The sequence below is a fragment of the Pseudoalteromonas sp. L23 genome, assembly GCF_021728455.1.
GTDB lineage: Bacteria > Pseudomonadota > Gammaproteobacteria > Enterobacterales > Alteromonadaceae > Pseudoalteromonas.
Window position 1 is genome coordinate 17,410 of record NZ_JAKKCW010000009.1, and the last position, 13,786, is coordinate 31,195.

Annotated in this window: 8 protein-coding genes; 4 read left to right on the forward strand and 4 right to left on the reverse strand. The window is 44.3% G+C overall.

Annotation, left to right across the window (positions count from 1 at the left end):
* Window positions 1–63 precede the first annotated feature (63 nt).
* Window positions 64–1,740, forward strand: a complete 1,677-nt coding sequence (gene recN, locus L3V43_RS15090) for a DNA repair protein RecN (protein WP_237116935.1) — start codon at window positions 64–66, stop codon at window positions 1,738–1,740.
* Between the two features lie 28 nt (window positions 1,741–1,768).
* Here recN and L3V43_RS15095 read toward each other — a convergent pair whose 3' ends face one another.
* From L3V43_RS15095 to L3V43_RS15110, 4 genes are all read right to left on the reverse strand, one after another.
* Window positions 1,769–2,164 (reverse strand): DUF1801 domain-containing protein, encoded by a 396-nt coding sequence (locus L3V43_RS15095; protein ID WP_010606434.1) that lies wholly within the window; start codon window positions 2,162–2,164, stop codon window positions 1,769–1,771.
* Between the two features lie 393 nt (window positions 2,165–2,557).
* Window positions 2,558–3,973, reverse strand: coding sequence for an FAD-dependent oxidoreductase (locus L3V43_RS15100; RefSeq protein ID WP_237116934.1), 1,416 nt, complete (start codon window positions 3,971–3,973; stop codon window positions 2,558–2,560).
* 9 nt (window positions 3,974–3,982) lie between these two features.
* The gene (gene gltB / locus L3V43_RS15105) at window positions 3,983–8,440 is read right to left on the reverse strand and encodes a glutamate synthase large subunit (RefSeq protein WP_237116933.1); all 4,458 of its coding nucleotides are present in this window, start codon (window positions 8,438–8,440) and stop codon (window positions 3,983–3,985) included.
* A gap of 612 nt (window positions 8,441–9,052) precedes the next feature.
* Window positions 9,053–9,397: a Grx4 family monothiol glutaredoxin gene (locus L3V43_RS15110; RefSeq protein WP_010375406.1), complete on the reverse strand. Its 345-nt coding sequence runs from the start codon at window positions 9,395–9,397 to the stop codon at window positions 9,053–9,055.
* A 386-nt stretch (window positions 9,398–9,783) separates the two neighbouring features.
* On the opposite strand from L3V43_RS15110, the gene L3V43_RS15115 reads away from it, so the two are divergent.
* The 3 genes from L3V43_RS15115 (at window position 9,784) to L3V43_RS15125 (ending at window position 13,782) form a co-directional block, all read left to right on the forward strand.
* Window positions 9,784–10,365 carry a Fe-Mn family superoxide dismutase gene (locus L3V43_RS15115; RefSeq protein WP_010375405.1) on the forward strand — a complete coding sequence of 194 codons (582 nt, stop codon included), beginning with the start codon at window positions 9,784–9,786 and terminating at the stop codon, window positions 10,363–10,365.
* Between the two features lie 185 nt (window positions 10,366–10,550).
* Window positions 10,551–12,473 carry a PrkA family serine protein kinase gene (locus L3V43_RS15120; protein WP_010606431.1) on the forward strand — a complete coding sequence of 641 codons (1,923 nt, stop codon included), beginning with the start codon at window positions 10,551–10,553 and terminating at the stop codon, window positions 12,471–12,473.
* A gap of 25 nt (window positions 12,474–12,498) precedes the next feature.
* Entirely contained in the window at window positions 12,499–13,782 is a 1,284-nt protein-coding gene (locus tag L3V43_RS15125; RefSeq protein ID WP_237116932.1) for a YeaH/YhbH family protein, read from the forward strand.
* The last annotated feature ends 4 nt before the right edge of the window (window positions 13,783–13,786 follow it).

Genomic DNA, 13,786 nt, shown 5'->3' on the forward strand with positions numbered 1-13,786 from the left:
TTGAGTTGCTAAACAATAAAATACTGTATAAATTAACAGTAATTCTCTGTTAGGGTGTACAGTATGCTTTTAGCTTTAAATGTTCAAAATTTTGCTATTGTTAGTGCGCTAAATATTGACTGGCATTGCGGCATGACCGCAATTACAGGTGAAACAGGCGCGGGTAAGTCCATTGCAATTGATGCGCTTTCTTTATGTCTCGGTGAGCGTGCTGATCCTTCTGCTATTCGTCCAGGCACCGACAAAGCGGATATCTCTGCTCAGTTTGATGTTTCAAATCTCCCAGCTGCCAAACGCTTTCTAACGGAGCATATGCTAGATAACGAAGAGAATGAATGTATTCTTCGTCGTGTTATTAGTAAAAGTGGGCGTAGTAAAAGCTACATCAATGGCTCCCCTGTTACTGCTGGCCAGCAAAAAGAGTTAGGCCAACATCTTATTGCAATCCATGGACAACACGCCCATCAGCTACTGCTAAAGCCAGAATATCAACTGCACTTGCTAGATGCCTATGCTAACCACACGACTTTGTTACAAGCAGTTAAGGGGCAATATAATCACTACCATAAACTGCAAAAAGAATATGCCGAACTACAAAAGTCACAGCAGGCACAAGCCGCAAAAAAACAACTTCTTGAGTACCAAGTAGCGGAGCTTGACGAGTTTGCCCTACAAGAAGGCGAATATGAAGATATTGAGACCGAACATTCACGCCTAAGCCATAGCCAAACCATTTTAGAACAATGCCACCGTGAGCTCTCTCGCCTTTATGAAAATGACGAGCAGACTGTGCTATCGCAGCTACAACAAAGTGCACAAGTGTTCTCTGAACTCACCAGTTTTGACAAAACCCTTGAGAATATTGCGCAAGTGCTTGAAGAGGCAGCAGTACAAGTGGAAGAAGCCAGTAGAGAGATCCGCAGTTATTCTGATTCAGTCGAACAAGATCCGATGCGACTACAAGAGCTAGAAGATAGACTCTCTCAAGCTCTAGATTTAGCTAGAAAGCATCAAGTTCAGCCAGAATTGCTATATCAGCACCATCAAGCACTACAACACGAGCTTGAGTCTATTAGCTCTGATTCTGCACGACTGGATGCATTAGAGGAGGAAATTGCTGAAGCCATCAACGCTTATAACCAAGCTGCACAAGGATTAAGTCAAAGCCGCCAGCAAGCCAGTGCATCTCTTAACGAACGTATTTCTGCAAGTATGAAAGAGCTTGCGATGGGTGATGGTCAATTTGAGATCCAGTTAACGCCTAATCTTGGCGCTAAACCGAGCCCTGTTGGGTATGACCACATTGAATTTTACGTCTCTACTAACCCAGGCCAACCTTTACAGCCTATGGGCAAAGTTGCCTCGGGTGGTGAACTATCTCGGATAAGCTTAGCCATTCAAGTGATTATCGCAACACGCGTTACGACACCCACTTTGATTTTCGATGAAGTTGATGTAGGGATATCAGGTCCAACGGCTGCAACCGTAGGTAAATTGCTACGTCAGCTTGGCCAGTCCACGCAAGTTATTTGTGTTACCCATTTACCGCAAGTGGCATGCAGTGGTCACAACCAGTTCTTTGTCGCAAAACGGGTAGAACATGGCGAAACCTTTACCAAAATGACCCCAATGGCAGAAAGCCAACGCATTGATGAAATAGCAAGGTTAATTGGTGGAGATAAAATAAGTGACACCACAAGAGCGAGTGCAAAAGAATTATTACAAGTACAAAGTGCTTAGCCGTTATCAGGCTGATTGCTCCTGTTGATTAACGCGCAGCGTTATACCGAATTGCTGCGCGGATCAATGTACAGAAATGGGCTTCATTGATGGTGTCCTGCTGTTTTATATCAATCGCCCGTCGAGTGTTACCTGCAAACCCTGTATTGAATAACTGGTGCTCATCTTCAAACTTTGCACCGTATGCAAAGGTAAGTTTGACCTTATCTTTGTATACTTCGCCCGTGCAGATCATGCCAGCTTTTGACCAGACAGGCACTCCTGTTGGGTTGCTTGGCTTACGCCACTTGATATCTTCTTCTACCTCTTTATCAACACTTAGGATCAGACTTCTGACCTGCTGCAATACCACTGCACGCCAATCGCTTAAGCTCGCTATCTTTGCAGTGACCGCATCAGCGCCTGAGTTTATTGTTTCATTCATGATCTTTCCTTAATACTATTGATAAATATATGTTGAGTAAAATTAAGTTAGTGGCTAACAAGGGCCTGTTGACCTTTGCTGTTTGATTTTTGTTCTTCTGAGTGCGTTTTGGTCGCGACGCTCAACTTGCCGCCTAGTAATCTAGGTAAAAGTTGAGCAACAATGAACAAAGCACACTCAGGTGAACCCAAAGGGCAGCGCTTGATTAGCATTTCTACTGTGTTATCGCCTGACTCACATAGAACAACTATGCTACGCAGACTCTGCCTTGTATAAACACCAATCAAACTGCTGCAAAAACAAACTTAAAAGATAAACAGTCCCTACGCAAAATTCAAATAAAAAAACCCCAGCTACAACGAATGTAGTTGGGGTTTGTGAACGACAAAAGCGTTAAACTTCTAAATAATCCAAAATGCCTTCAGCAGCGTTGCGGCCTTCAAAAATCGCCGTTACCACTAAATCAGAACCTCGTACCGCGTCGCCACCGGCAAAGATCTTAGGATTACTTGTTTGATGTGTAAATGCGCCTTTTTCTGGTGCAACAATACCGCCCCAGTGATTTATTGCGACATCGTATTGTGCTAACCAGTCAAGGTTGTGAGGCTTAAAACCAAATGCCATGATCACCGCGTCGGCTTCTAGTGTATGCTCAGAGCCTTCCACGGTTTCAGCACTACGGCGACCATTTTTGTCAGGTTCACCTAATTGTGTTTTCACCATTTTAACGCCCGTGACTTTGCCTGAGCTGTCAATTTCAATACCAACCGGCTGTAAATTGAATCTAAATTCAACCCCTTCTTCTTTGGCATTTTTAACTTCTCGAACTGAGCCTGGCATGTTTTCTTCATCACGACGATAAGCACAGATCACGGATTGCGCATTTTGTCTGACTGACGTTCTAACACAGTCCATCGCCGTGTCACCACCACCTAGTACCACCACGCGCTTACCAGCCATGTTCACATAGTTATGCTGACTTTCGTCATAGCCCATAACTCGGTTGGTGTTACCAATCAAAAATGGTAGCGCATCATAAACACCATCGGCATCTTCATTTGCAAGATTACCTTTCATGCTTTGGTACGTCCCCACACCTAAGAATACGGCGTCGTATTGCGACAATAACTCGTCCATTGAGACATCACGACCAACCTCGGTATTGAGTTTAAACTTAACGCCCATTTCGGTGAAAATCTCGCGACGGTTTTCCATTACCGATTTTTCTAATTTGAATGACGGGATCCCAAAGGTCAGCAAGCCACCAATCTCTGGGTTACGATCATACACCACAGGGCGCACGCCGTTTCGCACTAGAATATCTGCACAGCCAAGCCCTGCCGGACCCGCGCCTATGATTGCGACTTTCTTATCAGTCCAAGTAACGTAAGAAAGATCAGGCTTCCAGCCCTGTGCAAACGCCGTATCAGTAATATATTTTTCAATATTTCCTATAGTCACTGCACCAAACTCTTCGTTCAGCGTACACGACCCCTCACAAAGCCTATCTTGCGGACATACTCGACCACACACTTCAGGCAAACTATTGGTACGGTGAGATAGCTCCGCTGCCTCAATGATTCTGCCGGTACGAATAAGTTTGAGCCATTGCGGAATATAGTTGTGAACTGGACACTTCCATTCACAATACGGATTACCACAATCTAAACAACGATCGGATTGCGAATGAACTTGCTGCTCAGAAAATGGCTCATAAATTTCAACAAAAGATTGCTTACGCGTAGAAATAGGCTTTTTGCGCGGATCTACACGTTGTACATCGATAAATTGGTAAACGTTCTCGCTCATTGCTCTCTCCTACTGCGCCTGAATTCTTAGCTCAGCGCTACTACGCGCTCGGTGGCCAAGTAAACTGTTTAAATCGCTCGACTTTGGCTTTACCAATGTAAACATTGGCAAATACAACTCAAAGTTAGCTAAGATCTGCTCAGCTCGAGTTGAGCTCGTTAAATCTAAATGCTCTGCAATTAAACCGCGTAGATGTTCTTGGTGCGATGCCAGCGCTTTGAGGTCTACCAGCTCGACCAACTCAGGGTTGATCCGCTTATCAAAATCACTTTCTTCATCAAGTACATAGGCAAAACCACCGGTCATGCCTGCGCCAAAGTTAACGCCAACTTGACCAAGCACACACACCACGCCTCCCGTCATGTATTCGCAGCCATTATCACCAAGCCCTTCAACAACCGCTTGTACACCCGAATTCCGCACGGCAAAGCGCTCCCCAGCTCGACCTGCTGCAAACAACTTGCCGCCGGTCGCGCCATATAAACAGGTGTTACCGATGATAGCCGCCTGATGAGAGGCAAAGCTTGAGCCAACAGGAGGACGCACGACTAGCTTTCCACCAGCCATCCCTTTACCAACATAATCGTTAGCATCACCGACTAATGTCATTTCAAGGCCACCCGCATTCCACACCCCAAACGATTGCCCTGCTGTACCATGTAACTCAAGTGCGATTGGATCTGCTGCCATACCTTGGTTACCATGCTTGCTCGCGATATAACCAGACAGCATTGCACCGATAGAGCGATCCGTATTGGATATACGACTCACCAACGAGATACCTGTCATTTCATCGATTGCCGTCTTCGCTTTCGCTAGTAAGCTTTCGTTCAACGCACCACTGTAATGTGATGGATTAGTATGGGTGCAATACAGCGCTTCATTTGACGGATTGTTCGGCTTCGCTAGAAGCGGACTTAAGTCGAGCTTTTTCTGCTTCGCAGTATTACCTTCAATGGCTTCAAGTAAATCCGTTCTACCAATCAAATCGGTGAGTTTTGTGACTCCCAAAGCGGCCATCAGTTCACGAGCCTCTTGCGCAATAAACTTAAAGTAGTTCATCGCCATTTCTGGCAATCCGTGATAATGCTTTTGACGCAACGTATCATCTTGCGTAGCAACACCGGTTGCACAGTTATTAAGGTGACAGATCCGCAGGTATTTACAGCCAAGCGCAACCATAGGGCCGGTACCAAAACCAAAGCTCTCAGCACCCAAAATTGCTGCTTTAATAATATCTAATCCGGTCTTTAAGCCGCCATCTGTTTGCAACCTAATGCGGTGGCGTAGACCATTTTCAACCAACGCCTGTTGTGTTTCAGCAAGGCCAAGCTCCCACGGGCTACCTGCATACTTTACCGATGTCAGCGGACTCGCCCCAGTACCACCATCATAACCGGCAATGGTAATGAGATCGGCATACGCTTTAGCAACACCAGTCGCAATCGTGCCGACACCGGGTTCTGAAACCAGTTTGACCGAGATCATCGCTTCAGGATTGACCTGTTTGAGGTCAAAAATAAGCTGAGCTAAGTCTTCGATCGAATAAATATCGTGATGCGGCGGCGGCGAAATCAAAGTAACACCAGGAACCGAATAGCGTAGCTTCGCGATATAAGGGGTGACTTTTTCACCTGGAAGCTGACCACCCTCGCCCGGCTTTGCCCCTTGCGCAACTTTGATTTGAATAACATCAGCTGAACGCAAATAATGTGGTGTCACACCGAATCGGCCAGAAGCAACCTGCTTAATACGCGAATTCTTTTCTGTACCAAAACGTAGCTTATCCTCACCACCCTCACCAGAGTTAGAGCAACCGCCGAGGCGATTCATCGCAATTGCTAACGCCTCGTGTGCCTCTGGTGATAATGCACCGATACTCATCGCAGCTGAGTCAAAACGTTTGTATAGCTCAGTCACAGGCTCAACATCGTTGATGTCGATTGCTTGTTGCGCCGTATTAAGCTTAAGCATGTCTCGCAGATTTGTAATTGGACGGTTATTTACCAGCTCCGCGTATTTAACGTAGTCTTGATAGTTACCCGAACGAACAGCGGTCTGCAAAGTTTGCACGACATCTGGGTTATACGCATGGTATTCACCACCATGCACATACTTTAATAATCCACCGTGTGATAGTAGTTTACGCTTGCTAAATGCCAATTTATTGAGTTGTTGTTGCTCCAAGGCAAAATCGTCAAAACACGTACCTTTAATACGGTTTGCAACTCCTTTAAAGCACAATTCAACCACCTCATCGGATAAACCGACGGCTTCAAACAACATCGAACAACGATAGGAAGCAATGGTGCTGATCCCCATCTTCGACATGATTTTGTATAAACCTTTGTTAATCGCGCCGCGATAAGACAAAGTCACCTCGCGGTAAGACTTTTTAATGATCTTCTTATCACACATTGCAACAAGGGTTTCGTAGGCTAGATAAGGATAAATCGCTGTTGCGCCAAAACCTAACAAAACAGCAAACTGGTGCGGATCTCTAACACTACCTGTTTCAACCAAAATATTGGTGTCGCAACGCTGGTTGCCATCCACTAGTCGTCTTTGTACTGCTCCCACGGCCATCGCCGCTGGGATAACTTGTTTACCTGCAGCGATTTCTCGGTCACTGAGCACTAACATCACGCACCCAGAACCTGCTTTTGCAACGGCTTCATCACAAATGCGCTTGATTGCATCTTGCAATGACTCTTCAGAACCGTAAATCAATGAAATTTTACACGCACAGTAATGGTCATCATCGGCGGCTAATAGCTGCTGCATATCAGAATAAGTCAATACTGGCGAGGCAAACTGCAAACGTTTAGCATGACCTGTGGTTTCGTTGAAAACGTTTTGCTCACGACCAATACAAGTCGCCAGTGACATTACATGATTTTCCCGTAATGGATCGATTGGCGGGTTCGTGACCTGAGCAAACTTCTGGCGGAAGTAGTCAAATATCGAACGGTGTCCTTCAGATAGCACTGCAAATGGCGTATCGTCACCCATTGAGCCGGTTGCTTCTTGGCCGTTTTCGCCCATTACACGGATCACTTGGTCGAGCTCTTCATTGGTATAACCAAACTGCTTCTGATAGGTCAACAAGGTTTCGTCGTCAAGATCGCGCTTGCCAGCTGCTTTCTCATCTAGCGCTTCAAATGGCGTTAAACGCTTAACATTTTGCTCAAGCCAAGTTTTGTACGGGTGTCTGGATTTCAGGTCTTGATCGATTTCATCGGACTGCCAAATCTTGCCATGTAAGGTATCAACCACCAGTAATTCACCTGGACCCACGCGACCTTTTTCTATAACTTCATCTGGCGCGTAATCCCAAATGCCCACTTCCGAGGCAAGCGTAATAAAGCCGTCTTGCGTGATCACATAGCGGGCAGGACGAAGACCGTTACGGTCCAAATTACAGGCAGCAAAGCGTCCATCAGACATCACGATGCCAGCTGGGCCATCCCACGGCTCCATATGCATGGAGTTAAAGTCATAGAATGCGCGTAAGTCTTCATCCATGGCACGATTTTTCTGCCATGCAGGTGGCACTAACATACGCATAGCGCGGAATAAGTCCATGCCACCAGCTAAAAATAGCTCTAGCATGTTATCTAAACTAGACGAGTCAGAACCCGTTTCATTGACAAACGGTGCCGCATTTTGCAAGTCTGGTAACAACGGTGACGCGAACTTGTAAGCACGTGCTCTCGCCCACTGACGGTTACCTTCAATAGTATTGATCTCACCATTGTGAGCTAAATAGCGGAACGGTTGCGCCAACGGCCATCGAGGCTGTGTATTGGTTGAAAAGCGCTGATGGAATACACAAATCGCACTGGTCATCCGCATATCAGCAAGATCAGTATAAAAATTCGGTAGATCCGCAGGCATCATTAAGCCTTTATAGATAGTCACCAAACCGGACAAACTACAAATATAAAACTGCTCATCTTGCTCTAAACGCTTTTCGATGCGTCGTCTTGCAATATAAAGACGACGCTCTAAATCTTTAGGACGCCACCCTTCAGGCGCACCGACAAAAACCTGTTTAAACTGCGGTAATTGTGCTTTAGCAATAGGACCCAACATAGATGGATCGGTGGGTACTTCACGCCAACCTATGAGCGTCAGTGTTTCTTTTTCTAATTCTTCACTGATCACTTTCTCAGCCGCAGCTGCAAGCTCATGATCCTGATTTAAAAATAGCATACCTACCGCATAGTTTTTGCCCACATGCCAATCATTTTCAGCTGCGACGGCGCGTAAAAAGCTATCCGGTTTTTGTAATAACAGTCCGCAACCATCACCGGTTTTGCCATCTGCAGAAATACCACCTCGGTGCTGCATGCGGTCCAAACCTGTAATTGCTGTACGGATCAGTTTGTGACTTGGCTGACCGCTTACATGCGCAATCAAGCCAAATCCACAGTTATCTTTTTCTAATTTTGAGTCGTATAACATAGACTCCTCCCCTTGCTACAACGGCCAGCCCATGACGGTACGACGAAATGCTGGCAGATATTCAAAATTAGCCTTGATTGAAAGTAGAGTCAACACAAATATGAATACATATTCATAAACTTGAATATTTCTCATTGGTAAGACAAGTTAGCCAAAACCGTAATAAATTTGCCACTTTGAAAATAGTGAATATAAATTTGTAAAATGATACCGGTATCACACCAATAAGAATGCAATAAAACATAATCAGCAATAGACGTTTACGTAAACGTAAACCACACAAAAAATGAATAATTATTCACTTTTTGAATTTTATAAAACTCAATATCGGAGCGCGTTCGATTACACTGTTTATATAGGTATGCAAAACAGAGCGCGTTTTTAGCTTGACGCTAACGTCAACTTAAGTTGATAAAAATAAGCGAGTAGCTCTGAGTTAGATAAGCGCGGATAGCGTTAATGAAAGTGTAGATATCTTAAATTCAATGAACTGCCGGTTTTCAACCAAACAGCAGACAAAAAGACTTGCTAAGAAAAGTAGGTAGGAAGATATTAGAAGATTTTTAGAAAATAAAGCATGGCAGAGTATCTACTCTGCCATTAGCGGTTAGCTTATTCCGCTGCTGCTTCGTCTTTCTTATATTTAGCTGCTGTTTCAGCAATAAGAGGTTGAAGCTCACCCTTTTGGAACATCTCAATGATGATGTCACAACCGCCAATTAACTCACCTTCTACCCAAAGCTGAGGGAAAGTTGGCCAGTTCGCATAATGCGGTAGTTCAGCACGAATGTCTGGATTTAATAAAATGTCAACATAAGCAAACTGCTCACCACACGCCATCAAAGCCTGAGATGCCTGCGAAGAGAAACCACAGTTAGGGAGTTTTGGCGACCCTTTCATATATAGAATAATTGGATTTTCTTCGATCTGCTGTTTAATCTTGTCAATAGTTTCCATTAGTTACCTCAAAATGACGTTTCATCCAATGCTTATCAATATTTAGTTTAGCATCGGCGTTTTAGCTTGCTACTCACTTTAACAACACCTGTTGCATTCATAATGCCAAACTTTAAGCAGCGATAGAACCTTAGCTGCCATGGCTAAAATAAGCATAACCGCCTGTCACGATGTTCTACGCTTTGACTTCTATTCGGCATATGTTCACAAAGAATGTGTATTATAAGTCATTAAGTCACTGGCACGCATTGCTGTTTGCCAAAACTTGAGTAAAATAGTCAGGAATTATAGTATCACTATATAGGCCAATGGTATAGAAAAGTGGGCTGATGTTAGCTACCTTTCGTATGCGTTATTGGCAAATCAACCAAAAAATGGAGATTAATATGGCATTTGAACTACCGTCACTACCTTATGCACTAAATGCTCTTGAGCCGCACGTTTCTCAAGAGACGCTAGAATTCCACCACGGTAAGCACCACAACACATACGTTGTAAAGCTTAACGGTCTTATCGAAGGTACTGACTTTGAAGGTAAATCACTAGAAGAGATCGTATGTAGCTCTGAAGGTGGTGTTTTCAACAATGCTGCTCAAATCTGGAACCACACTTTCTACTGGCACAGCCTTGCGCCAAATGCAGGTGGCGAACCAACAGGTAAAGTTGCTGAACTAATTAATGCAAAATGGGGCTCATTCGCAGCATTCCAAGAAGCTTTCAACGACAAAGCAGTTAACAACTTTGGTTCAAGCTGGACTTGGTTAGTACAACTAGCTGACGGTTCTCTAGATATCGTTAACACTTCAAATGCAGCAACGCCGCTGACTGAAGAAGGTGTTACACCTATCATCACAGTTGACCTGTGGGAACACGCTTACTACATCGATTACCGTAATGTTCGTCCTGATTACCTTAAAGGTTTCTGGGCACTTGTTAACTGGGATTTCGCAAACAGCAACCTAGCTTAACATCAACTATCAGTATTGATGCAACAATGGGGCGCAACAGCGCCCTTTTTTATGTCTGTAACTCAACATTAATACATAAAAAATCTAGTTTTTTTTGGGTATTCTTCATATCGCGACTAAGCTTTAAGTAACCTTTCCAAATCTGTGATCCGCAAACCACACCAAGTAGCTTATTGGAGGTCGTTATGACAATATTTGAACATTATCAGGCCAGATATGAAGCCGCGCAAGAAGAAGAGTACACCATCGCGGAATTTCTTGAAATTTGTAAAAATGACAAATCAGCCTATGCCAGCGCACCTGAGCGACTTCTGATGGCAATAGGCGAACCAGAAATGATCGATACGTCGAAAGATGCCAGACTTAGCAGGCTGTTTTCGAATAGAGTAATAGCTCGATACCCTGCCTTCAATGAGTTTTACGGTATGGAGGATGCCATCGAACAAATCGTATCGTATCTCAAACATGCCGCACAGGGGCTTGAAGAGTGCAAACAAGTACTCTATTTACTCGGCCCGGTAGGTGGTGGTAAATCGTCTATCGCAGAAAAGCTCAAGTATTTGATGCAAAAGGTGCCGGTTTATTCTTTAAAAGGCTCACCCGTTAATGACCACCCGCTTTGCTTGTTTAGCCCACAAGAAGATGCTGACCTACTTGAAAAAGAGTACGGCATTCCTGGGCGCTATATTAAAACGATCATGTCTCCATGGGCGACCAAACGCTTACATGAGTACAATGGCGATATTACGCAATTTAAGGTCGTAAAACGTTACCCTTCCATTCTTGATCAAATTGCTATCGCGAAAACGGAGCCTGGGGATGAGAACAACCAAGATATCTCAGCACTGGTGGGCAAAGTAGATATCCGTAAACTGGAGCATTTCGCTCAAAATGACCCCGATGCCTATGCGTATTCTGGCGCGCTATGCCTTGCGAACCAAGGTTTGATGGAGTTTGTCGAGATGTTTAAAGCACCCATTAAGGTGCTACACCCGCTACTAACTGCAACCCAAGAAGGCAACTACAATGGTACGGAGGGTATTTCCGCCCTACCATTTAGCGGCCTAATACTTGCTCACTCTAACGAATCTGAATGGCAAACCTTTAAGAACAATAAAAACAACGAGGCATTTTTAGACCGTGTTTACATCGTTAAAGTGCCTTATTGTTTACGCGTGTCCGAAGAGGTCAAAATTTACGAGAAACTTATTGAAAATAGTGAACTCAGGGAAGCCCCCTGTGCGCCTGGCACTTTAGAAACTTTAGCGAAGTTTTCAGCACTGTCTCGGATTAAAGAACCAGAGAACTCCAGTATCTATTCAAAAATGCGGGTGTACGATGGTGAAAGCTTAAAAGACACAGATCCAAAAGCTAAGTCCTATCAAGAATACAGAGACTACGCTGGTGTGGACGAAGGCATGAGCGGCCTCTCAACTCGCTTTGCCTTTAAGATCCTCTCTCGTGTGTTTAACTTTGACCACAGTGAAGTCGCAGCAAACCCAGTTCATTTATTTTATGTACTTGAGCAACAAATTGAGCGCGAACAATTTAACGCAGAAGTACAAGAGCGCTACCTAAGCCACCTTAAAGGGTATCTAATTCCGCAATATGTCGAATTTATTGGTAAAGAGCTACAAACAGCTTACCTTGAGTCGTACTCTGAGTACGGCCAAAACATTTTTGACCGCTATGTTACCTATGCAGATTTTTGGATCCAAGATCAAGAATATCGTGACCCAGATACTGGCCAACTGTTTGATAGAGCCGCACTTAACGGCGAGCTGGAAAAGATTGAAAAGCCAGCCGGTATTTCCAATCCCAAAGATTTCCGTAACGAGATAGTCAACTTTGTTTTAAGAGCAAGAGCCCATCACAATGGTGACAATCCAGTATGGACCAGCTATGAAAAACTAAGGACGGTTATCGAGAAGAAAATGTTCTCTAATACCGAAGACTTACTCCCTGTGATTTCGTTTAATGCAAAAACCTCTGCCGAAGATCAGAAAAAGCACGAGGACTTTGTCAATCGTATGGTTGATAAAGGCTATACCCAAAAACAAGTTCGCCTACTTTCAGAATGGTATTTAAGAGTTAGAAAGTCACAGTAACTTGTTAGTATGAAGAGGGTGTTATATGGCGCATTTTATTGACCGCCGTCTTAACGGCAAAAATAAGAGCACTCTGAACCGCCAACGTTTTATCCGCCGCTACAAAAAGCAGATAAAGAAAGCGGTTTCAGAGGCCATCAACAAACGTAGTGTGACTGATATCTCCAGTGGCGAAAGCATTTCTATCCCACAACGAGATATCAGCGAGCCCACTTTCCATCAGGGAAAAGGGGGTGACAGAGAACTCATTCACCCAGGTAACGATCAATTTTCAACGGGCGATCGGATCCAACGCCCTCCTTCTGGGCAAGGTGGTGGGTCAGGTGATGGCGAGGCAAGTAACCAAGGCGAAGGACAAGACGACTTTGTATTTTCTATTTCAAAAGACGAATACTTAGACCTATTGTTTGAAGACTTAGAGTTACCCAACTTACAACAAAGCCAGTTAGATAAATTAATGCAATTGAAAACGCATCGAGCTGGCTTTTGTAATGATGGTATGCCTAGCAACCTAGATATTGTACGTAGTTTAAAAGGCTCAATGGCACGCCGCATTGCGATGACCTCGAGTAAACGCCGAGAGTTAAGGGAGTTGGAGGAAGAACTGGCGAATATGCTCGCTGAACCGGTTCCTCCTCAACAAAAAATCAATGATATAGAACTGCGGATCCAAGTGCTAAAAGAGCAAATAGCCGCGGTGCCTTTCATCGACAATTACGACCTACGCTTTCGTAATTACGAAAGGCGTCCGCACCCCACCAGCAAAGCGGTCATGTTTTGCTTGATGGATGTGTCTGGCTCTATGGATCAAGCCACCAAAGACATGGCAAAACGTTTTTATATTTTGCTCTATCAGTTCTTAACCCGCACTTATAAAGATATTGAGGTAGTCTATATCCGCCACCATACCCAAGCAAAAGAAGTAGACGAGCAAGAGTTTTTCTACTCGCAAGAGACAGGTGGCACAATTGTCTCTAGTGCACTGAAATTAATGGATGAAATCATTCAAGAGCGTTATGCCCAAGGCGATTGGAATATTTACGCAGCACAAGCCTCTGACGGTGATAACTGGGCAGATGATTCTCCACAATGCACCCAAATACTCTCTAACAAACTACTTAAAATTGTCCGCTACTATGCGTATATAGAGATAACGACCCGTGCACACCAAAGTCTGTGGCGGGAGTATCAAGGAGTAGCCAACTCATTTGACAACTTTGCTATGCAGCACATTCGAGGTGTAGAAGATATTTACCCTATCTTTAGAGAATTGTTCAAGAAGAACAAAAATAAGCAAAGTGCGGCATAATTTT